Raw genomic sequence first — 21,193 nt, forward strand, 5'->3', positions numbered from 1 at the left:
CGCGTCAGAAATCGACGCGAATCCCCAGCATGCCGACGAACTGCGAACTCGTGGCCGACGGCGTACTGTTCTGCGAATCGCCGACCACCGGGCCCGCGTTGATGATGCTCACGCCGTTGGCCGAAATCGACTTGCCGTTGGCGTGCTGCCACGCTTCGAGCGCGTAGAGCGACGTGCGCTTCGAGAGCGAATACACCTGCGCGAGCGAGATCTGGTGGTACGTTGCGGCGTCGGTGATGCCGTTGGCCTTCGAAGCCGCCGTGTAGCTGTACGCGGCCGCCAGACGCCACTGCGGCGCCACGATCCACGACGCATGCACGCCCGCGGTGTTGAACACCGCCGTGTCGTGGAAAAGCGACGCTGCGCCCGGTTTGTACTCCACATTGCTGTAGCTCGCGCCCAACGTCACGCTGCCGATGGTGTAGATACCGGCCAAGGCAATGTGTTGCAGCGAGTCGGCGGTGATGTAGCCCTGGTTGACGGCAGACGTACCCGGCGTGCCGGTGGACGCCCCGTTCCATGTCGTGCCGCCACCGCCCACGTTGTTCATGCGCAGGTAACCGGCCGCCAGCGACACCGGACCTCCGTCGTAACGCAATGCACCGGAGAACGTGTTGCCTTTGCCCATCGAACCTGCCTGACCGCCAAAGCCGTATTGCAGGCTGGCCGTCACGCCCCACAGCACGGGAGACGTGTATGTCACCGAGTTGTTGATGCGGATGGTCGTGTCGAGACCGTCGATATCGCCCGGGTGGGCGCCGGTGGCGCCCGTCACGTAAGCAACCGGGCCGATGGTGCCGACCATCAGGTAGTACGGCGAGTACTGACGGCCGATGGTGACCGTGCCGACCTGATCGTTCTTCAGACCGACGAACGCCTGACGGTTGAACATCACACCCGACGAACTGAGCGCGCCGCTGTTGACGTCGAAGCCGTTCTCCAACTGGAAGAGTGCCTTGGTGCCCCCACCAAGGTCTTCCGTGCCGCGCAGGCCCCAGCGGCTGCCCGCGAGGTTGCCGTTACGCAAATAGGTATTCGACTTGCCGTTCTGGTTGCTGCTGTAGGTCAGTGCATCGTCGACGATCCCGTACAGCGTCACGTTCGATTGCGCGAACGCCGGCACGGCACCGGCGGCGAGACCGGCCAATACAAGCCCGGCAAACAGTTTCGAATGTCTCACGACTTCTCCTCTTGTGATGTGTTTTCTTGGACTTCGCTTTAACCGCTGGTTAGTGCTGATGAGGTGCTGATTTGGTGCGGGTGTGACGCCTTTCTCAAGGGGTTGCTGTGGTGTTCTGTCGATCGGCGGCGAGCATCAGAAGCGCGGTGCCTTGCCGCTCCATTCGGGCCGGTATTTACGCATCTGTACGGCGTCGTTGCGCGTGCGCAATCCGCAGCGCAGGTACTGCTCGTGGAGCTTCGCCAACTGATCCGGATCGATTTCGAGGCCGAGCCCCGGGGCCCGCGTGACGGCGACGGCGCCGTTGCGAATGGCGATCTTGCCGCCGCGCACGACCTCCTCGTCGGCTTCCTGCCATGGGTAATGCGTGTCGCAGGCGTACGACAGTCGCGGCACGCTCGCGGCCAGATGCGTCATCGCCATCAGGCTGATGCCGAGATGAGAGTTGGAGTGCATCGACAGGCCGAGATCGAATGTCTCGCACATGCGCGCAAGCAGTTGCGTGTCGCGCAATCCGCCCCAGTAGTGGTGGTCGGAGAGAATGATCTGCGCGCCGTTCACGCGCACGTTCTCGCGGAATTGCCGCAGGTCGGTGACGACCATGTTGGTCGCGAGCGGCATGCCCGTCGCGCGATGCAGTTCCGCCATGCCTTCGAGCGTGGGCGTGGGGTCTTCGTAGTATTCGAGATCGCCCGCGAGCTCGCGTCCCATGGCAATCGCCGTGGCAAGCGACCAATTGCCGTTCGGATCGATGCGCAACGGTTTGTCCGGGAACGCTTGTTTGAGCGCCTTGAGGCACATCACCTCTTCGGCCGGTTCGAGCACCCCGGCCTTGAGCTTGATGCTGCCGAACCCGTAGGTGTCGATCATCCGGCGCGCCTGCGCCACGAGTTGCCCGGCGTTCAGAGTCTCGCCCCAGGCGTGCGGCGCATACGGTGCGTCGATATGCTGCGCATACGTGAAGAACAGATACGCGCTGTACTGCACCTCCTCGCGCACTGCGCCGCCAAGCAATTCAACGAGCGGAATGCCCAGATGCCGTGCCTGCAAATCGAGAAACGGGACTTCGAACGCCGAGTAGATTTTCTCGGCGTCCTTGCGCGGATCGGTCCCCGGCGCGAGTTCGTATTCCACGCGCTCGCCGCGAACCCCCTGACGCACCACCGCTGCCACGCGCTCGCGCAGGCCGTTGGTATCGAACGGGTCCATGCCGATCAGATGCGGACGAGCGCTTTCGAGCAACGCCAGCACCGGTGCGTCGCCATACGTCTCTCCCAACCCGACGTGCCCGTTATCGGTCTCGATTTCGATGATCGAGCGCAAGGCATACGGCTCGTGAATGCCGGCGGCGTTGAGCAACGGCGGATCGCGGAAAGCAATCGGGGTGATCGTGATGCGCTGGATTTTCACGGCAACTTTTCCTCGGTCTCCACCAGGGGCAGGCGTGGGTGGCGGCGTGATCTGCGTCGGCAGTCTCGCCGTATATGTCACTTTTACGTCATCGTATGACTGGGCGTAATTTAGGTGACGCTTAGGGCGTATCTCTATCGGTGAAATCCCTGACGGAATGGTCGGTGTCCTGACGAAATCGGCTTGAAAATGCCGTATAAACAAGGATATTTCGATTTCCTAGGGAAACCTCTGAGGTGTTTTGGCGTGTCTCCCGATTGCAAATTCGCAACCTCAGTCATATGATGACTTACGAGAAATTTAACCAAAAGGAGACAGCATGGCCTTCAGCCATAGGGGATTCTGGCAACGCACGCTCGGGCGCCTGGCATGTGCCGCCGTAGTGGGGAGCATCGCAAACACGGCAACCGCGGCACCCGTCGCGCTCAATGTCGTGGATGTGGCGGGCAATCTCGCGCTCACGCAAAAGGGCTTCGAGGCTTTCCGCGACAAGTACCCGGATCTCGTCTCCAAAATCACCTTCACCAACGCGCCCGCCCCGCAACTGCCGGGCAAAATCAAGGCCATGCAGGCCGCCGGACGCTCCGACATCGATATCGTGCTGACCGGCACCGACGCGCTTGCCGCCGGTATCCAGCAAAACCTCTGGCAACGTCTGCTGCCCGACTACAGCGCGAAGCTGCCGGGCGTGCTCGACAAATACCCGCCCAACGTTCGTGCGATGCAGGAACTCTCGAAGGGCTATGGCCTGACCGTCACGTTCATGCCGGCAGGGCCGCTTGTGGAATACAACCCGGCGAAGGTCGGCAACCCGCCGAAGACGCCCGCCGAACTGCTCGCCTGGTGCAAGGCGAATCCGGGCAAGCTGATTTACGCGCGTCCGGCCAACTCCGGCCCCGGCCGCACGTTCCTCATGGGCCTGCCGTATCTGCTGGGCGACAAAGACCCGCACGATCCGATCAAGGGCTGGGACAAGACGTGGGCCTTCCTGAAGGCGCTCGACACATGCATTCCGTACTACCCGGGCGGCACGTCGGCGGTGATGAAGGAACTGGGTGAAGGCAGCCGCGACATGACGGTGACCGTCACGGGCTGGGACATCAACCCGCGCGCGCTCGGTATCGTGCCCGCGAGCTTCAAGGTGCAGGCGTTCGACAAGTTCACGTGGGTCAACGACGCGCATTACATGGTCGTGCCCAAGGGCGTGCCGAAAGAGAAGATGGACGTGATCGTCAAGCTCATCAACTTCATGCTGGAGCCGGCCCAGCAGGCGCTCACGTATGACGACGGCTACTTCTATCCCGGCCCCGCCGTGAAGGACGTGCCGCTGTCCGCGGCGCCGGCGAAGAGCCAGGAAACGATCGCGAAGTACGGCCGTCCGGAATACGCCAAGCTCATTGCCGATTTCCCGCACGCCGTGCCGCTCGATGCGACCGCGATGGTGGCCGCGTTCCAGAAATGGGATACCGAGATCGGTTCGCAGAAGTCGAAATAAGGGTTTCGTCATGAAGCACAACTTTCAGCAACTGCGCCTCGAGAACGTTGCGCGCAGCTTCACCAACGCGGAAGGTCAGTCCGTGGCCGCTCTGAACGGCCTGGACCTGAGCATCGAGCGGGGTGAATTCATCGCGCTGCTGGGGCCGTCGGGATGCGGTAAATCGACGGCGCTCAACTGCATTGCCGGACTCACGCCGCTCACCGGCGGCGCGATCTGGCTCGACGATGAACGCATCGACGTGCTGCCTAGCGAGAAGCGCGGCTTCGGCATGGTCTTCCAGAACTACGCGCTGTTTCCGCACATGAGCGTGCTCGAGAACGTGGGCTTCGGTCTTCGGATGCGCGGCGTGCCGCGCGCCGAGATCGAGAAGCGTGCCCGCGAGGCGCTGCAACTCGTGCAACTCGTGGGGCACGAGCGCAAGTTGCCGGGGCAACTGTCCGGCGGCCAGCAGCAGCGTGTCGCCATTGCGCGCGCCATCGTGATCGAGCCGCCGGTGGTGTTGATGGACGAGCCGCTCTCGAACCTCGACGCGAAGCTGCGGATCGAGATGCGTGCCGAAATTCGTCGCATTCACGGCAAGCTCGACCGCGCCACGATTTACGTCACGCACGATCAGGACGAAGCGCTGTCGATGGCCGACCGTATCGTGGTGATGAAAGAGGGCGTGGTGCAGCAGATCGGGGCGCCGCGCGATGTGTATGGGCGTCCGCGCAATCTGCACGTGGCGCGTTTCATGGGCTATCGCAACGTGCTCGACGTGTCGATCACGTCGGCACAGGGCGAGCACGCGCGCGTGTCGTGCGGCAGCGCGTCGTTCGACGGTGTGCTCATGGAGCCGCCGGCCGCCGGCGGCAAGGTCGAAGGCAAGGTCAGCGTGGCGATTCGTCCGGACGATTTCGAGCGCGCGGCGGCGGCGAACAGCAATGCGTTCGAAGCGGTCGTGGAGACGGTGGAATACGGCGGCCGCGATTCGCTGCTGCGCGTGGCCTCGCCGTTCGGCCAGCTCTATGCGCGTTTGCCGGGCGACTACGCCGTAGGCGAACGCGTGCCGCTGCGCGTGCCGGCCGAACGTACGCTCGTCTACGCCGGGGAGCACGCATGAGTGCCGCCGCTTCTGTATCGACGTCTGCATCCATGACGCCTGCCGCACGCTTCGACGGACGTAGCTGGCTCGTTGCGCCGGCGCTCGTCTGCCTGATCGCGATGTTCGTGTATCCGTTCGCGTACGGCCTGTTCCTGTCGTTCCAGCCGATGGAAGGCGGGGGCCTCTTCGCGAACTATCTGAAGTTCTTCACCGAGCCCACGCTGTGGCCGACAGTGCTCATCACGCTCAAGCTCGCGGTGCCCGCGACGCTGATTAACGTGGGTGCGTCGATCCCCGCGGCGTTCGCGTTGCGCAAAAGCACGCGGGCGTCGAAGTTCGTGACGATGCTGCTCGTGGTGCCCGTCACGCTCGGCACGGTGCTGATCGCCGACGGCATGCTGACGTACTACGGGCCGAACGGCTGGTTTCCGCAGGCGTTGCATGCGCTGGGTCTTTATCGCGACGAGGTGCGTCTCACGCACAACTACTGGGGCGTGCTGATCTCGCTGGTGATCTCGGGCTTTCCGTTCGCGTTCCTGCTGATCCTGTCGTACGTTACCGGGATCGATCCGACGCTCGCGCGCGCAGCGGGCACGCTCGGCGCCGGTCCGTGGCAGCAATTCCGTCTGATCTATTTGCCGTTGCTGGTGCCGGGGCTGACGATGGCCGCGTGCCTGTCGTTCGTGCAGGCGTTCTCGGTGTTTCCTTCGGCGGTGCTGCTCGGTGTGCCCGCGGGGGCCACGCGTGTGGTGTCGATTGCGGCGTACGAGGCGGCCTTCGAGAGCTATGACTATTCGCTCGCGTCGTGCGTGGCCATCGTGATGGGTTTTGTCCAGTTGCTGATCGTGGCGGGCATGCTCGGCGCGCGCCGAGCGTTTTATAGCGGTCCGACCACGGGGGGCAAGGGATGAGCGTGACAGACAAGAATCCGGCCGGAACGCTGGCCGTGCAGAACGGAGATTTCATGACGACGCCCGCGCCTGTGAGCCCGCCGGTGGCTGCACCCGCGACACGACGCAAGATGCGACACGAGGGGCCCGGCTCGCGCCTCTGGCGCGTACTGGTCTGGGGCACGATGATCTTTTTCCTCGTGAACGTGGGGCTGATGATCGCCACCGTCACGATGAATTCGTTCGCCACGCGCTGGTTCGGCACGCCGCTGCCCGAGGGCTTCACGCTGCATTGGTACGCACAGGCCTGGCGCGACTTTCAGCTCGCCGATGTGCTGTGGGTGACGGTCGAAGTCGTGGGCGCGGTCGTGCTGCTGTCGATTGCGCTCGGGGTGCCTGCGGCATATGCGCTTGCCCGGGCGCAGTTCCCCGGCAAGAAGCTCGCGATGCTGGTGTTCCTGCTACCGCTGATGGTGCCGCCGGTCACGTACGGCATTCCGATGGCGACGGTGCTCTACAAGATCGGGTTGGGCGGCACGCTAGCGGGCGTGATTCTCGCGAACCTCGTGCCGTCACTGCCGTTCGTGATTCTGGTGATGACGCCGTTCATCGAGCAGATCGACCCGAATCTCGAAGCGGCGGCGCGCATCTTCGGGGCGAACACGCTGAAGTACTTCCGTCACGTGTTGCTGCCGTTGCTGGTGCCGGGCATTCTCGCGGCGGGGTTGCTGGTGCTCGTGCGCACCATCGGCATGTTCGAGCTGACGTTCTTCACCGCCGGCCCCGACACGCAGACGCTCGTCGTGGCGCTCTACTACGCCGTGTTCTCGACGGGGGTGAGGGCCCCGCAGTCCATCGACGCGATGGCCATGATCTATATGGCCATCACGCTGCTCTGGGTGCTCATCGCCCTGCAATTCGTGAGCCCGACGCAGCTTGTCAGCCGCGTCAAGGAAGCGCCGAAGGGCGAGTGACGATGGTCGGGCGTGCCGGCGATTGCCTGAGTCAGTTCAGGCAATCGCCGGCTACCTGGCAGCCAGTTTCGGTTCGATGGCACTAGCGGCGCGCACAGCCCCCATCGCCCCCATCTGCCCGGCACGCGCATTGCCCTCAGGGCAAACGCTATGGGGACGGCGATTATTCCGCCTGCTGCGCGCGTTTAGGGATCAACGATGCGTTGAGTCTGGGGGCTTGAGCTTGCGTTGTGCGGCGCCGACTGACGCTCGGCCGGAGAGGGAGGGTGCTGCGTTGCAGCAAAAAATATCGATAAATGGGTGTGGAATAAAGGGTCGGCGCCAGACGTTCAGAAGGTGTCGACAACGACAATTCACTCAGGAGCCAACGTCATGAACCAACGTCAATCGATGTCCGCTGTCCTCACCAGCCTCGTGGCTGCCGCGGGTCTGTTCGCGGCTGCCGCCGCCCACGCGCAAGCCCCGCTCAAGGCCGCGAACGGCATGCTGGTCGACGCTCAGAGCCGCACCGTCTATACGTTCGACAAAGATGAGGCCAACGGCAAGAGCGCCTGTAACGGCCCCTGCGCCGAAGCCTGGCCGCCGGTCATGGCCGACGGGGGCGCGAAAGCCGAAGGCGACTATTCGATCGTCACGCGCGACGACGGCATGAAGCAGTGGGCTTACAAGGGCAAGCCGCTGTACCTGTACTCGAAGGACGCCGCAGCGGGCGATAAGAATGGGGATGGCTTCAAGAATATGTGGCACGTTGTCAAGCCCTGAGCGCCCCCGCGTTCAAGCCTGACGGGAGCGAGAGGGTGTTGGCATTCCGGCCGGCCGCGCGGGGCGGTGCAAAGTCCCGGCGGCTCAGTATAATTTCGCAGCAAACGCCAGCGGGACTCGTTGGCGATGCTTCGGACTGGCTTGCCGCCAGGCACCCTCCGCCAGGAAATTCGCCGATGACCGGTCAGGATTTGCCCAGCTTGCTTCCCGGCTTGCTGCCACGCCTCTGGGCGTTCGCCTTGCGCATTACGAGCGATCGCCATGACGCCGAGGATCTCGTGCAACGCGCTTGTGTGCATGCGCTCGAGCGCGTGCACCAGTGGCAGCCGGGCACCTCGGCATTGAGCTGGATGTTCAGCATCGTGCACACAACGTGGATCAACGAGATCCGCGCGCGTCGCGTTCGTTCGCGCGGCGCTCTGGCGTGGGATGAAGCCGATGTCGAGGCGATTCCCGATCTTCAGGCGTCCACCCCGGAAGACCTCGCGAGCTATCACCAGGTGTTCGGTGCCGTCGACCGTCTGCCCGAAGCGCAGCGGCTGGTCGTGCTGCTCGTGGCTGCCGAAGGACTGAGCTATCAGGAGGCGGCAGAGGTGCTCGACGTGCCTATCGGCACGGTGATGAGCCGTCTGTCCCGCGCGCGCCGTACCATCGGCGACCAGTTTCGTAACCCCGAGGGGCAACCCCGCCGTGTCGACCGTGTCGGCCCCGCATCCGGCGCACGTGAGGAGGACGCGTGATAAACGAAGACGATATCCGCCTGCTCGCTTACGCCGACGATACGCTCCCCGCTGCACAGCGCGCGGAAGTGGAAGCGGCCATTGCCGCATCGCCCGAACTGGCCGATGTGGTCGAGTCGCTGCGCGCGTCGCGTCTGCCGTATCGGGAGACGTTTGCCGCGCAGGTCATGCCTGCGGTGCCGCAAAGCCTGAGCGCCGGCCTCGACGCGCTCCTGCGCGCGCATGCGCAGCGTGAAGCCGCCACAGCGACGGCACAGAGCGCCTCCGCATCCCCTAAGCCGCCCGATCCGCTCGAATCGATGGAGCAGGCGGCGCCCGCGCGTGTCGACGCATCGCACAAGCTGCCTGCTGCCAACGACGCGCCCACCGGCCGCCGGGTGCGCCCATGGTGGCTTGCTGCCGCCTTCGCGGCGGGTGTGGCCGCCACCGTCGTCACGCTGCCGTTGCTGCCGGGCGTGATGAACCGCTCCGGTGCCGGCGGATTCATGACCGCCTCGCTCCCGGCGACGCCGGGGCAGGGCAGAACCTGGGTGCGCGCGGCTGCCGAGTATCAGCAGTTGTATACGCGTGACACGGTTGCCTCGATTCGCGTGGACGACAGCGATACCGAGCGCACCGTCAGCGATATTCGTCAGAACGACAAGCTCGATATCAGCGTGCCCGATTTGCGCTCGCAGGGCCTGACATTCAAGCGCGTGCAGCGCCTGCACTGGCAGGATCGTGCATTGGTGCAGATGGTGTATCTCCCGGCGAAGGGCGATCCCGTGGCGCTGTGCGTGGTGCGCGATACGCGCCCGGATCAGGGCGTGGCGGAACAGCAGGTCGACAAGATGGGCGTGGTGACGTGGCGCAAGGGCCAGGTCGGCTATGCGCTCATCGGTGCGCCCGGGTCGACGGATCTCAAGGCCGTTGCCAAAGCGCTCGCCGATGGCCCCGTCGCGCCGCTGTACGGTATGTTGATGCTGCCGGTGTCGACGCCGGATCGCTCGGCATCCTGAGGACGTGTTTCGCTCTCGTCGCCTCACGATGTGTCACGTCGCCGCATAGAAAAACGCCCTCGAAACTGAACTGCCCCCCAAGGGCTGGAGCTATGTCCAACTATTGGGGGGCAGTTCAAACCGAGGGCGTTTTTCGTTTCAGCCGGCTCAGCCGGTTCAGCCAGCACGCTGCGCCGCTGTCACGCCTGCGCAAGTGCGCCGTCGCGAAGTCGCCACAGACCGAGCGGATTGCTCTCTTGCAACGCTTCGGGCAGCAGCGCATCCGGCAGATCCTGATAGCACACCGGGCGCAGGAAGCGATCGATGGCCGAGGCGCCGACCGAGGTGAACATCGCGTTCGACGTGGCCGGGAACGGGCCGCCGTGCACCATCGCATGACACACCTCGACGCCGGTCGGGAAACCGTTGGCGAGAATGCGTCCGGCGCGGCGCTCCAGACTTGGCAGCAGACGGCGCGCCGTTGCAGTGTCACCCGCATCGAGTTGCAGCGTCGCCGTTAGTTGGCCTTCCAGGCGCTCGGTGATCGCGATCATCTCGTCGACGGTGTCGCAGGCAATCACGACCGACGCCGGGCCGAACATTTCGTCGTGCAGCGCGGGCGTGGCGAGGAACTCGGCGGCGCTCGTACGGAAGAGCGCCGCTTGCCCCTGACACGCGCCGCCCGCCTGACCGCGCGCGACAAGCGTCACGTTCGGTTCGTCGGCCAGACGCGCTACACCCTTGTCGTATGCCTGATGAATGCCCGGCGTGAGCATGGTGCCCGCGGCCTTCGCCGTCAGCGCGTCGGATGCCGTCTGACAGAAGCGTTCGAGCGCCTCGCCGGCGAGGCCCAGTACCAGTCCCGGATTCGTACAGAACTGGCCGACGCCCATTGTGAGCGAATCGACGAAGCCCCTGGCGATCGCGTCGCCGCGCGCGCTCAGTGCGTCGGGCAGCAGATACACCGGATTGATGCTGCTCATCTCGGCGTAGACCGGAATCGGCACGGCGCGCGACTGCGCAATACGCTGCAGCGCAAGGCCGCCGTTGCGCGAACCGGTGAAGCCGACCGCCGCAATCGCCGGATGCGCGACCAGCGCTTCGCCCACAGCGCGCTCGCCCACGAGCAGCGAGAACACGCCTTCGGGCAGCCCCAGCTTCTGCACCGCCGAGCGAACGGCGCGTGCCACGAGTTCCGACGTCCCCAGATGCGCGGAGTGTGCCTTGACGATCACCGGGCAGCCCGCGGCAAACGCCGAGACCGTGTCGCCGCCGGCCACCGAGAACGCCAGCGGGAAGTTGCTCGCGCCGAACACGGCAACCGGGCCGAGGCCGATCTTCGTCAGACGCAGGTCGCTGCGCGGCAGCGGCTCGCGCGCCGGTTGCGCGGGGTCGATGGTGGCGTCGAGGAAATGACCGTCGCGCACCACGCGGGCGAACATCCGCAACTGGCCGACGGTGCGTCCGCGCTCGCCTTGCAGACGGGCGAGCGGCAGGCCGGTCTCGGCGTGTGCACGCTCGATGAGGACGTCGCCCAGATCGAGAATCGCCTGAGCGACGGCCTCGAGAAACTCGGCGCGTTTGGCCAGCGGCAACGCACGGAACGGATCGAAGGCCGCGCGCGCCAGTTCGCACGCCCGCTCGACGTCTTGCACCGTACCCGCGCCGAACGACGGCGTCAGACGCTCGCCACGCGACGGATCGAACGCTTCGAGCGTTGCCGCACTGCCGCGCACGTCGGCGCGGCCGATGAGCATTTCACCGGTGATCTGCATGCGTATTCCCCTTAGCCTTCGACTGTCTTGATGAGGGCGTCGAGCGCCTCGAGTTCGTTCGGCAGCAGGTCGGTCAGCGGTGCGCGCACCGGACCGGCGTCGTGGCCCACGAGCTTTGCGCCCGCCTTGACGATACTCACGGCGTAGCCAGCACGGCGATTACGGATTTCCAGATACGGCAGGAAGAACGTATCGAGCAGACGGCCAATCGTCTCCTGATCGTTGTTGCACACGGCGTGATAGAACGCCATGGCCGTCTTCGGAATGAAGTTGAACACCGCCGACGAGTACACCGGCACGCCCAGAGCGCGGTAAGCCGCGGCATAGACTTCGGCGGTCGGCAGGCCACCCAGATACGAGAAGCGATCACCCATGCGACGGCGAATCTGCACCATGCGCTCGATGTCGCCCACGCCGTCCTTGAAACCGATCAGGTTCGGGCACTTCTCGGCCAGACGCTCCAGTTGGTCGGCGCCGAGCTTCGAGTTGGCGCGGTTGTAGACGATCACGCCGATCTTCACGGCGCTGCAGACCTGTTCGACGTGTGCGGCGATGCCGTCCAGGCTCGCTTCGGTCAGGTAGTGCGGCATGAGCAGCACGCCCTTGGCGCCCAGACGCTCGGCTTCCTTTGCGTATTCGATGGCCATGCGCGTCGGGCCGCCCGCGCCCGCGAGAATGGGCACCTTGCCTGCGCAGGTATCGACGGCCGTCTTGATCACGGCGCTGTAGTCCTGCGGCGTGAGCGAGAAGAATTCGCCGGTGCCGCCCGCCGCGAAGAGCGCCGTCGCGCCGAACGGTGCCAGCCACTCCAGACGCGCCGCATAGCTGCGTGCGTTGAAGTCGCCGCTGGCGTCGAAGTCGGTCACGGGGAATGACAACAAGCCGTCGGAGACGATCTGCTTGAGTTCTTGAGGTGCGGTCATTTCGAGAGTTCCTGTCGGCCGTCTTGGGCCGGATTCGATGAATGAAGGGGGCGCTCAACCAGCGCTCGGCGCTGAGTTATATGTCATCGTATAACATGTGATGAGACCGAACAAGAGGCTGACTCGCCGAAAGGCAGTGGGATAAACCCGCAAAAGGCTCGGGAAGGGTTTTTCCCGAGGGGCTCAGAGGTCCGTAAGACCGCGCATTGACGGGTCTCTAGATGTATGATGACGCATAAGTGACGGGTGGTTGAGCGAACATCAACGACAGCCGATAATTTTCGTGCTGGTGTCTGATCGACGCGACAAACCGGCCCCGCGACCATGACTGCGGCACATCGCACGCCTCGACAAGTGCGTACGTCGCAGCCCATCAGCACGTAATGAGCAGGGGGAGGAGCGAGCACCATGGCAGCAACGACGGACACAGGCAGCGCGGCGACGGATGCGCCGCGTTATATCCGAATGCAGGCGGAGGATAACGTCGCGATTGTGGTGAACGATGGCGGTTTGCCGGCCGGCAGCCGGTTCCCGGACGGGCTCACGCTCGTCGACGCAGTACCGCAGGGGCATAAGGTCGCGCTGGCCGATCTGGCCGAGGGCGCCGCGGTGATTCGCTACGGCGTGGTCATCGGCTATGCGGCCCGAGCGTTGTCTGCGGGAAGCTGGGTCAACGAGCGCAATCTGGCGATGCCCGAGGCGCCGTCGCTGGACCGTTTGCCGATCAGCACGCGCGTGCCCGCGCCGCTGCCGCCGCTCGACGGCTTCACCTTCCAGGGCTATCGCAACGCCGACGGCTCGGTCGGCACGCGCAATATCCTCGCCATCACGACCACCGTGCAGTGCGTGGCGGGCGTGGTGGCGTTCGCCGTCAAGCGCATCAAGGAGACGCTGCTGGCGCAGTATCCGAATGTCGACGATGTCGTGGCGCTCGAGCACACGTATGGTTGCGGTGTCGCCATCGATGCCCCGGACGCCATCGTGCCGATCCGCACGTTGCGTAACATCTCCCTGAATCCGAACTTCGGCGGCGAAGTGATGGTGGTGAGTCTCGGCTGCGAGAAGCTCCAGCCTGAACGCCTGCTCCCGGTGGGCAGCATGCCTATCGGCAGTGCCGACGCGCAAGGCAAGCCGGATACGGTCTGTTTGCAGGACGACGCGCACGTAGGCTTCCTGTCGATGATCGACTCGATTCTGACAATGGCGCGCACGCATCTGGAACGGCTCAACGCGCGTCAGCGCGAGACGGTACCCGCATCGGAACTCGTTGTCGGTGTGCAGTGCGGCGGCAGCGACGCGTTCTCGGGCGTCACCGCCAATCCGGCCGTGGGGTTCGCCACGGACTTGCTCGTGCGTGCGGGCGCGACGGTCATGTTCTCGGAGGTTACCGAAGTGCGCGACGGCATCGACCAGCTCACGTCACGCGCTGCAACGCCGGAGGTCGCCGAAGCGATGATCCGCGAGATGGCGTGGTATGACGCGTATCTGGAACGCGGCCGAGTCGATCGCAGCGCCAACACCACACCGGGCAACAAGCGCGGTGGCCTGTCGAACATCGTCGAAAAGGCGATGGGCTCGATCGTGAAGTCCGGCACCGGGCCGATTCACGGTGTGGTGTCGCCGGGCGCCAGGCTCGACCGCGCGCATCAACGCGGCCTGATCTACGCAGCGACGCCGGCGAGCGATTTCATCTGCGGCACGCTGCAACTCGCGGCGGGCATCAATCTGCACGTGTTCACCACCGGTCGCGGCACGCCGTACGGACTCGCGGAAGTGCCCGTCATCAAGGTAGCAACGCGCTCGGATCTGGCGCGTCGCTGGCATGACCTGATGGACGTGGACGCCGGGCGTATCGCCACGGGCGAGGCCACCATCGAAGACATTGGCTGGCAGTTGTTCCACCGGATGCTCGCGGTCGCGAGCGGTGACAAGACCTGGGCCGAGCGATGGGGGCTGCACAACGCGCTGACGCTATTCAACCCGGCGCCGGTGACTTGAGGCGTCGGGTGTGAGCCCGTGAGATGCGGCTTAGAGTTCGGCTTGCGTCTGTGCAAGCCCGAATTCGAGCATGGCGGCGACGAAGCAGTGATTGAGCGTGTCGCGCCGCGACAGCTTCGTGAGCACATAGCGGCGGAACGGCGTGAGCGTGCCCCAGTCGCCGACATCCGGCGGCAGCAGATCGGCCAGTTCGCACTGCTTGAGCAGTCCTGGCGGCAGCGCATTGGCATCCTGCCACGCGGTGGGCGCGGCGTCGACGCTGCGCTCGACCGTCTGCCCGAGATGGTCGCGGGCAATCTCATCGAGACGCGCAGCAAAATCGTCATCCCCCGGCGCGCATGACGCCAGTGTCTCCCGCGCCTGCTGCGGCAGGCGCTGCCAGTCGGCCAGCGACAAATGCTGGCCATTGCAATCGAGGTTGAAGCGAATCGCCATCGTGATGAACTTCAGATTTTCGCAGGCTTCGATCTCGAAAACAAAGATCGGCAGACGCTGATAAAGATGCATGGCTGTCACTCCTCGTATGGCGACGTATGGCATGCAATCGATTGTACCTGCGCGTTGCCATGTGCTGCGCACGGGGCGGTGCGGCATGACGCCGCGAGCGGTGACGTCATGGGGCAACGCTATCGGCGTCGCATTTTTGTGCGCTGTTTTTCCGAAACTACCGTTCGTTCTTGGGAGAAATCTCAAAATGCCCATGAGGGACGCCGGGAGAATTGTTGGCTTCGCGTAACATCGTCTGGCGCGGAAAACTGTCATTCGACGGCCCGGCGGCGATAAGGGAGGAAGGATGGCTCGTGCGATGTGAATCGTCCTAGAGTTACGGTTCCTTCCAGAGGGGAGACGGATTTTCTAAGGTAGGCGTTCTGCCCGCCGGTCACGTTTTCGTCTTCAAGCACCGGCGGTAGCCTCCCCGGGTGCGCCGTTGCCCGAGTCATTGCGCAGTCGTTCAACAGCCGACAGGAGCCGACATGCCGTCCCATTCGTCAAACGCGTCGCCAATGCCTTTCCCGTTTCTCCCCGTCGTTCTCGACTCGCCTCAGACCTCGTCTGCACGGAGTTCAGCGTCGTCTTCGGCCGCTTCGCAGCGGACCAGTGCGGCACGCAGTAAGTCGCGTGCCGTCCAGCGTGGGGGTGCCGATGAAGCCGCACCGCCGCCGAGTGTAGAAGCCGACGGCCATAGCACGCTGCGTGTGGAAGTGGTGCGCAGCATTGCGCCCGGGTGTCTGACGCTGCTCGGAGCGATCATTCGATGAGCGCCGTGTCTGCCATACGGGATGCCTCGGACGAGCCGAGGGGCGCGAGCGTGTCGGCGTCGGTCGGAAACGCCGTCTGGGTGATCGCGTCGCCGCACGCGCAATGGACGTGCGAGGCGGATACGGTGACCGTATCGTCCTATGAAGTGTCGTGCACGCTGCGCGATGCGCCTGTGGATACGGCGATATGGCTCGAGCGCGTGAAGCACGGCATGCTGCTTGCCGAGGCCCCGCTACCCGGCACGTGGCTCGCCACGCTTGTGGACGAGGCGCTGGTGCACGTGCTGCCTGCGACGCATCACGACATCGTGCCGGCGTTCGGTCAGATTTGCGACGCCTGGGTGCGGGGTATTTTCGCCGCCCCGTTCTGGACGCGCTTTCTCGCAGGCGAGTCGAGCGACATTCAGGTGCTGGCGTTTCTTGCGCAGCTCTACCATCGCGCGGCGGGTGCGGACGTCCACAATCGCATCGCCGTCGAGCGTTGCACGGATACGGCGCTGAGGCCATTGCTGTTGCGTCAGTATCGCGAGCAGCGCGGGCAGTCGACGATGCTTGCCGCAGGATTGCTGCGCTGCGGCCCGGCAGCGCGGACGTTTCTGGACAGCGGTGCGTTCGACGCGACCCACGCCCTCATCGACTTCATGATTGGCGCTGCGGGCGACATGCCGGCCTACGTGGGCTGCTGTGCGCTCTGTCAGGCGCCCGCGACCGTGCGCGCGTCCAGCGAAATCGAAGCGCAGTTCGACGCGCTCGCGCAACGTTATCCGTCGGCCGCCGAGGGCTTCGCGGCGGTGTGTGCGCACGCGCGGCACGATGCGAGTGTCTGCGGCGGCACGGCGTTGCTCGCGCAATGGGTGGAGGATGCGGGCGAGCCGGACGTGCCGTCACGGTTGCGGATGTTGCGCGGCGCTTACGGCGTGGCGGCGGCGTATCGGGTGATGTTCGACGCGCTGCATCGGCTCGACGAAGACATCTGAGATAAGTCGGGGTACGCGTCATGCCCCCGTGTGGGGCATGTGACTCGTATAATGGCGTCCCAACGGCGGGGGGCGGTTGCGCCTGTGCGCCGACCGCCCCCTGACCATGACAACCCAACTCGCCTACCTCGCCGCGCTCGGCGCCGCCCTCTGCTGGGCTTGCAGCGGCATGATCGCCATCACGCCTGTCCGCCAGGCCGGTTCGTTCCCCTTCAATTACGCCCGCATGCTGCTGGTCTTCGCGATGCTGCTGTTTGCACTCGCGGTGCTGCGCGGCTGGCCGTTGCTCACGCCGGCGCAATGGCTGCGGCTGACGGCCTCGGGGCTGATCGGCATTCTCGTGGGCGACACGATTCTCTACACGTCCCTCGGCCGTCTCGGGCCACGACGCAACTCCATCATCTTTGCCACCAACGCGCCGATGACTGCGATGCTCGGCTACGTCTGGCTGGGCGAAGCGCTGGGCTGGCGCGCGGTAATCGGCGTGGGGCTCGTGACAGCGGGGGTGGCGCTGGCAATTGCTTTCGGCGCACGCCGCGAGGACGCCCATCACTGGGAGTCCGTGCGCGGCGACGTGCGCGTGGGCGTAGCCATTGGCCTGACGGCGGCGCTGTGCCATTCCATCGGAACGCTCATCGCCAAGCCGGTGATGGCCGCGGGTGTGGACCCGGTGGGCGCGTCCGCGGTGCGGGTGGGGGTGTCGGCGCTCGGCCTGACGGTGCTCGCGGCGCGACGCGGACGATCCATCTTTGCCGCCTTCACGCCGGGCACACTGGCGCTCACGGCGGCCTCGGGATTTGTGGGGGTGGCCGTCGGTATGACGTTGCTGCTCTACGGCATGGGACACGGCAACACGGGCGTCATCGCGACGCTCTCGGCCACCACGCCGGTCATGGTGCTGCCATTGTTGTGGATTCGCACCCGGCAGCGTCCGGCGGCGGGCGCCTGGTGGGGCGCGTTGATTGCCAGCGCGGGCGTGGCCCTGATCTTCAACCGGTGATGTTCACAGGCATGGACGGGCGGCGTCGCGAGTGGTGAAAGCCTGCGCTGCCGCCCAACCCTCGCCACTCAGCGTGTGACGGGGGGCCGTAGGGCGTCGGGGTTCTGCTGCGGGACTTCAGCGGCGAGCGTGGGCGGCGCCACTTCCTGCACGATAGCCGGACGCGCCACGCTCGGCGTGAGCAGACGCCGCAGCCACGCGGCAATGCGCTCGAAGATCCCCGGATCGTCGTTGAACAATTCAGGGCGCAGCACGCCCAGATATTCCAGAATCTGCTCCGCTTCCTGCGCACCGACCGAGCCGTAGATCACGGCGAGATCGAGCAGGGCGCGCAACTCGCCCAGACGTTCCCGGGCTTGCAGGGAACGGGCCGTCTCCACTGCGCGCTTCGCCTCGAACACGCGCTCACGCAGCACCGACGCCGTACGCCATGCCGGCGTCTGCAACGTGGCTTCGAGCGTGCGCAGGTCTTGCGCCGACGTCACGATCTGCCCCGCGAGCGATTCCACGATACGCTCCTCGCCCTTTGCTTCCCGCACGATGCCCTCGGCCCAGCGACTTGCCTGACGCGCCATATCTTCGCGCGACCATTCCGGGCGGGAAACGAAATAGAACCCGTGCTGACGCGCCTGATTCAGGATGATCGAGACGACGTCCGGGAACTGCTTGTCGAACGTGCGTTTGGCCCAGGCGTAATGACCGCCCGCGAGCAACTGCGCGACGGCGGCTTCCGTGAGCGGCACGGTGCTGTCGAGCAGACGAGCGCGCAGGAAGTCGTCGAACGGCGGCGGGGTGAAGTGACGGTCGACGGCGGAGGAGATGCGCACGAAGGCGTCGAAATCCTTTTGCAGGTCCGCCAGCGCGGTGTCCGAGAGGGTGAGGGCAATGCGGCTCATCGTCACAGGCCCTCGTTCGCCATTGAGATGCAGATGCCGGTCGCGGTAGCGACGGCGAGCGTGTGCTGCGCGAGCGAAGTCGCGCTAGCCTGTCGAGCGTTTGTGCGAGTGCAGCGAGCTGCAGGCGCTGTCGCCGAAGCTCGTGCCACGTGCATCCCCATTGCGCGTGAAGTCATGTGCAGCGATACGTATAAACGGTGCGCTGCGGTCGTGGCCGTGCGCTGTAAGCGGGGCTGTCCCTCGGAAAATGCGTGATTCCCGTGGCGGGCAGCATGAGTCTGCATACATCAACGGCAGAAAGTTGTCAAAACTTTAGCCTTCGGGACGCACTTTCTTTCAACGCCGTGTCGAGGCGAGCGCGGTGGCCGTCGATGGCCTGGTGTCACGAGGACGACATCGGAAGCGCCGATGTCGTCCTCGTCGGGGCGCATGACGCGCCCCGGTCAGTCGTTCGCGGCGGGACGCAGGAGGTAGACGGCGAAGCGCGAACGGGCGTCGAGCCAAACCCGTTCGACATCCCAACCCGCGGAATTCGCCAGCGCACGGAACTCGGTCTGACCGTATTTGTAGGAATTCTCGGTATGAATGGACTCGCCCGTCATGAACTCGAAGCGATGGCCAAGCACGGTGGCGGTGAACGGGCGTTGCGCGACCAGATGCATCTCGATGCGGCTCGCGCCTGCATTGAAACGGGCTTCGTGACGGAAGGCATCGAGCGGCAGGTCGCCATCGAGTTCGCGGTTGATGCGCACGAGCACGTTCAGATCGAATTGCGCTGTGATGCCGCGTGCGTCGTCATAGGCAGGCAGCAGGACAGCGGGGTCTTTGCAGGCATCGACACCGACGACCATCCGGCGGTGCGGCCCGAGCATCTTGCCCAAGTGCGCGAGGAACGCCGCGGCTTGTCCGGGGGCAAAGTTGCCGATCGTCGAGCCGGGGAAGAATCCGAGGCGCGGGCCCTGGGTGTTGTGTAACTGCGGGGGCAAACGGAACGGCCGGGTGAAGTCCGCGCGTACCGGCAGCATGGGAATGCCGGGGCAGCGGCGGGCGAGCGTGGCAACGGCGTCGTCGAGAAAGTCGTCGGCGATGTCGACGGGCACATAGGCGCGCGGGGTGGTGAGGGCGTCGAGCAGTAGCGGGGTCTTGCGACTGGAGCCGCTGCCGAATTCGACGACGACGGCGTCCGGGCCGATGACGTCTGCAATGGCGGCGCTGCATTCACCGAGCAAAGCGGTTTCGGTGCGTGTCTGATAGTACTCGTCGAGGCCGGTGATCTCCTCGAACAGCTCGCTGCCACGCTGGTCGTAGAGCCAGACGCTGGGTAGCGATTTCGGGGTGTGAGCGAGGCCGGCGAGCACGTCGGTGGCGAAGGCGTTTTCCGGAAGTGACGGGCAAACGAACGCGGTAGCTTGGGTAGCTTGCAACATCAGCGGTCCTCCGCGAGCCTCAGGCCGCAGAACTGCCAGCGCTGATGCGGGTAGAAGAAGTTGCGGTACGTGGTGCGTGCGTGTCCCGGCGGCGTCGCGAGCGACCCGCCGCGCAGCACGAACTGGCCGCACATGAACTTGCCGTTGTATTCGCCGACGGCCCCCGCCGCCGGCCGGAACCCTGGGTAGGCAACGTAGGGACTGGCTGTCCATTGCCATACCGGGCCAAAGCATTGCTCCATCGTGGGTATGGCGGATGTCGCGGATGACGACGCCGTGGCCGCCACCTCCCACTCCTGTTCTGTCGGCAGACGCTTGCCCGCCCAGCGTGCGAAGGCGTCCGCTTCGAAATAGCTCACGTGCTGCACGGGCGCGTCGTCCTCGACCGGCTGCATGCCCGCGAGCGTCATCGAGTGCCATTGGCCGCCGTGAAGCTCCCAGTACAGCGGATGCTCCCAGCCTTCGCGTTGCACCGTCGCCCAGCCATCCGAGAGCCACAAGCCGGCCATGCGATAGCCGCCGTCTTCGATGAAGGCGCGCCACTCGCCGTTCGTCACCACGCGCGAGGCGATGGCGAAGGGGCGCAGCAGAACGTCGTGCGCGGGCGTTTCGCAGTCGAATGCGAAGTGTCCGCCTGAATGGTGGGAAGGGTTCGAATGGGACGAATTGTCCGAATCCGAGGGATGCCCGATGCGGTGTCGTCCGCCGTCATGCTCGATCCATTGCTGCGGTGCGAGAAGACGCTGCGAATGCCGGGCAGACGGCAGGCGATGCGCGGGACGCAATGGATTCTGCGCGAACAGGTGGAGCAGATCGGTGTGCATCAATTCCTGATGCTGCTCTTCGTGATGCAGGCCGAGGGTGATGAGCGCGGCGGTGTCGGGCGCGAGATCGGCGTGCAGCAGCAGGTCGTGCATAGCGGCGTCGACATGGCGCCGGTAGGCCAGGACTTCATCGAGCGCGGGGCGGGTGAGCAGGCCGCGCTGCGGGCGTGGATGACGCGGGCCGGCGGCTTCGTAATACGAATTGAAGAGATAGGCGAAGCGGGGATCGTAGGGGAGGTAGCGTTTGCCGGGCTTGCCCGGTGAGGCGCGGGTGTCGCCCAGCAGGAAAGTCTCGAAGAACCAGGTCGTATGCGCGAGGTGCCACTTGATCGGGCTCGCGTCGGGCATCGACTGGACGGTGGCGTCGGCGTCCGAGAGGCCGTGTGCGAAGGCGACGGAGGCGGCGCGTACGGCGTCGAACCGTTCATGCAGGGCCACGGGCGGCGTCGGTGCGAGAACCGGCGGACCGTCGCGTGCGGTGCGCGAGCGGGTGACGTGGGGGGAGGTGCCGGAGGGCGCCTCGGCTTGCGACGTACAACAAGGGACGGTCATGGGGACACACCGTGTTGTGAAACGTGCTGCCTATTCTAAACCCGTTG

The 21,193-nt window shown here is 65.1% G+C and carries 18 protein-coding genes; 10 read left to right on the forward strand and 8 right to left on the reverse strand.

Translation table 11 applies throughout. The annotated features are described in order from the left end of the window. Positions 1-4: 4 nt before the first annotated feature. The gene (locus ACIPHM_RS10880) at positions 5-1,180 is read right to left on the reverse strand and encodes a porin (RefSeq protein ID WP_400327696.1); all 1,176 of its coding nucleotides are present in this window, start codon (positions 1,178-1,180) and stop codon (positions 5-7) included. A gap of 135 nt (positions 1,181-1,315) precedes the next feature. Then, the gene (locus ACIPHM_RS10885; protein ID WP_400327698.1) at positions 1,316-2,590 is read right to left on the reverse strand and encodes a glucarate dehydratase family protein; all 1,275 of its coding nucleotides are present in this window, start codon (positions 2,588-2,590) and stop codon (positions 1,316-1,318) included. Positions 2,591-2,909: 319 nt separating this feature from the next. Here ACIPHM_RS10885 and ACIPHM_RS10890 point away from each other — a divergent pair, with 319 nt between their 5' ends. The 7 genes from ACIPHM_RS10890 to ACIPHM_RS10920 all read left to right on the forward strand — a co-directional run bounded on the left by ACIPHM_RS10890 (position 2,910) and on the right by ACIPHM_RS10920 (position 9,536). Beyond that, positions 2,910-4,085: an ABC transporter substrate-binding protein gene (locus ACIPHM_RS10890; RefSeq protein WP_400327700.1), complete on the forward strand. Its 1,176-nt coding sequence runs from the start codon at positions 2,910-2,912 to the stop codon at positions 4,083-4,085. A gap of 10 nt (positions 4,086-4,095) precedes the next feature. Then, the gene (locus tag ACIPHM_RS10895) at positions 4,096-5,190 is read left to right on the forward strand and encodes an ABC transporter ATP-binding protein (RefSeq protein WP_400327702.1); all 1,095 of its coding nucleotides are present in this window, start codon (positions 4,096-4,098) and stop codon (positions 5,188-5,190) included. 32 nt (positions 5,191-5,222) lie between these two features. Continuing rightward, positions 5,223-6,083, forward strand: a complete 861-nt coding sequence (locus ACIPHM_RS10900) for an ABC transporter permease (protein WP_400328237.1) — start codon at positions 5,223-5,225, stop codon at positions 6,081-6,083. 53 nt (positions 6,084-6,136) lie between these two features. Then, positions 6,137-7,036 carry an ABC transporter permease gene (locus ACIPHM_RS10905; RefSeq protein WP_400328239.1) on the forward strand — a complete coding sequence of 300 codons (900 nt, stop codon included), beginning with the start codon at positions 6,137-6,139 and terminating at the stop codon, positions 7,034-7,036. A gap of 372 nt (positions 7,037-7,408) precedes the next feature. Then, a complete protein-coding gene (locus ACIPHM_RS10910) occupies positions 7,409-7,798 on the forward strand; it encodes a hypothetical protein (protein WP_400327704.1) in 390 nt (129 codons plus the stop codon). 176 nt (positions 7,799-7,974) lie between these two features. After that, positions 7,975-8,538 carry an RNA polymerase sigma factor gene (locus ACIPHM_RS10915; protein ID WP_400327705.1) on the forward strand — a complete coding sequence of 188 codons (564 nt, stop codon included), beginning with the start codon at positions 7,975-7,977 and terminating at the stop codon, positions 8,536-8,538. Next, a complete protein-coding gene (locus ACIPHM_RS10920; RefSeq protein ID WP_400327707.1) occupies positions 8,535-9,536 on the forward strand; it encodes an anti-sigma factor family protein in 1,002 nt (333 codons plus the stop codon). Before ACIPHM_RS10915 ends, ACIPHM_RS10920 begins: the two co-directional genes overlap by 4 nt. A 179-nt stretch (positions 9,537-9,715) precedes the next feature. Here the strand turns inward: ACIPHM_RS10920 and ACIPHM_RS10925 are convergent, their stop codons facing one another. Together ACIPHM_RS10925 and kdgD are read right to left on the reverse strand one after the other, a co-directional pair. After that, the gene (locus ACIPHM_RS10925; RefSeq protein ID WP_400327709.1) at positions 9,716-11,290 is read right to left on the reverse strand and encodes an aldehyde dehydrogenase (NADP(+)); all 1,575 of its coding nucleotides are present in this window, start codon (positions 11,288-11,290) and stop codon (positions 9,716-9,718) included. Positions 11,291-11,301: 11 nt separating this feature from the next. Next, the gene (gene kdgD, locus ACIPHM_RS10930) at positions 11,302-12,213 is read right to left on the reverse strand and encodes a 5-dehydro-4-deoxyglucarate dehydratase (protein ID WP_400327711.1); all 912 of its coding nucleotides are present in this window, start codon (positions 12,211-12,213) and stop codon (positions 11,302-11,304) included. Between the two features lie 408 nt (positions 12,214-12,621). Here kdgD and garD point away from each other — a divergent pair, with 408 nt between their 5' ends. Further along, the gene (garD, locus tag ACIPHM_RS10935) at positions 12,622-14,211 is read left to right on the forward strand and encodes a galactarate dehydratase (RefSeq protein ID WP_400327713.1); all 1,590 of its coding nucleotides are present in this window, start codon (positions 12,622-12,624) and stop codon (positions 14,209-14,211) included. Positions 14,212-14,241: 30 nt separating this feature from the next. Here garD and ACIPHM_RS10940 read toward each other — a convergent pair whose 3' ends face one another. Continuing rightward, positions 14,242-14,718: a nitrate reductase associated protein gene (locus ACIPHM_RS10940; RefSeq protein WP_400327715.1), complete on the reverse strand. Its 477-nt coding sequence runs from the start codon at positions 14,716-14,718 to the stop codon at positions 14,242-14,244. 748 nt (positions 14,719-15,466) lie between these two features. Here ACIPHM_RS10940 and ACIPHM_RS10945 point away from each other — a divergent pair. Together ACIPHM_RS10945 and ACIPHM_RS10950 are read left to right on the forward strand one after the other, a co-directional pair. Further along, complete coding sequence (locus ACIPHM_RS10945) at positions 15,467-16,447, forward strand: hypothetical protein (protein WP_400327717.1); 981 nt, start codon at positions 15,467-15,469, stop codon at positions 16,445-16,447. A gap of 106 nt (positions 16,448-16,553) precedes the next feature. After that, positions 16,554-17,447: a DMT family transporter gene (locus ACIPHM_RS10950; RefSeq protein WP_400327719.1), complete on the forward strand. Its 894-nt coding sequence runs from the start codon at positions 16,554-16,556 to the stop codon at positions 17,445-17,447. A 68-nt stretch (positions 17,448-17,515) separates the two neighbouring features. Here the strand turns inward: ACIPHM_RS10950 and ACIPHM_RS10955 are convergent, their stop codons facing one another. From ACIPHM_RS10955 to egtB, 3 genes are all read right to left on the reverse strand, one after another. Continuing rightward, positions 17,516-18,343: a DUF4088 family protein gene (locus ACIPHM_RS10955; protein ID WP_400327721.1), complete on the reverse strand. Its 828-nt coding sequence runs from the start codon at positions 18,341-18,343 to the stop codon at positions 17,516-17,518. 443 nt (positions 18,344-18,786) lie between these two features. Next, positions 18,787-19,770, reverse strand: a complete 984-nt coding sequence (gene egtD / locus ACIPHM_RS10960; RefSeq protein WP_400327723.1) for an L-histidine N(alpha)-methyltransferase — start codon at positions 19,768-19,770, stop codon at positions 18,787-18,789. Further along, positions 19,770-21,146: an ergothioneine biosynthesis protein EgtB gene (egtB, locus tag ACIPHM_RS10965; RefSeq protein ID WP_400327725.1), complete on the reverse strand. Its 1,377-nt coding sequence runs from the start codon at positions 21,144-21,146 to the stop codon at positions 19,770-19,772. The genes egtD and egtB overlap by 1 nt, the downstream gene beginning before the upstream one ends. Positions 21,147-21,193: the final 47 nt, after the last annotated feature.

Origin of the sequence: Pandoraea sp. NPDC087047 (assembly GCF_044745225.1) — a bacterium.
Classification (GTDB): domain Bacteria; phylum Pseudomonadota; class Gammaproteobacteria; order Burkholderiales; family Burkholderiaceae; genus Pandoraea.

Coding starts and splice junctions, on each gene's coding strand:
- kdgD (WP_400327711.1), bottom strand. CDS start 12,213: ATGACCGCACCTCAAGAACTCAAGCAGATCGTCTCCGACGGCTTGTTG.
- garD (WP_400327713.1), top strand. CDS start 12,622: ATGGCAGCAACGACGGACACAGGCAGCGCGGCGACGGATGCGCCGCGT.
- ACIPHM_RS10910 (WP_400327704.1), top strand. CDS start 7,409: ATGAACCAACGTCAATCGATGTCCGCTGTCCTCACCAGCCTCGTGGCT.
- ACIPHM_RS10915 (WP_400327705.1), top strand. CDS start 7,975: ATGACCGGTCAGGATTTGCCCAGCTTGCTTCCCGGCTTGCTGCCACGC.
- egtD (WP_400327723.1), bottom strand. CDS start 19,770: ATGTTGCAAGCTACCCAAGCTACCGCGTTCGTTTGCCCGTCACTTCCG.
- ACIPHM_RS10940 (WP_400327715.1), bottom strand. CDS start 14,718: ATGCATCTTTATCAGCGTCTGCCGATCTTTGTTTTCGAGATCGAAGCC.
- ACIPHM_RS10890 (WP_400327700.1), top strand. CDS start 2,910: ATGGCCTTCAGCCATAGGGGATTCTGGCAACGCACGCTCGGGCGCCTG.
- ACIPHM_RS10905 (WP_400328239.1), top strand. CDS start 6,137: ATGACGACGCCCGCGCCTGTGAGCCCGCCGGTGGCTGCACCCGCGACA.
- ACIPHM_RS10945 (WP_400327717.1), top strand. CDS start 15,467: ATGAGCGCCGTGTCTGCCATACGGGATGCCTCGGACGAGCCGAGGGGC.
- ACIPHM_RS10955 (WP_400327721.1), bottom strand. CDS start 18,343: ATGAGCCGCATTGCCCTCACCCTCTCGGACACCGCGCTGGCGGACCTG.
- ACIPHM_RS10895 (WP_400327702.1), top strand. CDS start 4,096: ATGAAGCACAACTTTCAGCAACTGCGCCTCGAGAACGTTGCGCGCAGC.
- ACIPHM_RS10925 (WP_400327709.1), bottom strand. CDS start 11,290: ATGCAGATCACCGGTGAAATGCTCATCGGCCGCGCCGACGTGCGCGGC.
- egtB (WP_400327725.1), bottom strand. CDS start 21,146: ATGACCGTCCCTTGTTGTACGTCGCAAGCCGAGGCGCCCTCCGGCACC.
- ACIPHM_RS10900 (WP_400328237.1), top strand. CDS start 5,223: ATGACGCCTGCCGCACGCTTCGACGGACGTAGCTGGCTCGTTGCGCCG.
- ACIPHM_RS10950 (WP_400327719.1), top strand. CDS start 16,554: ATGACAACCCAACTCGCCTACCTCGCCGCGCTCGGCGCCGCCCTCTGC.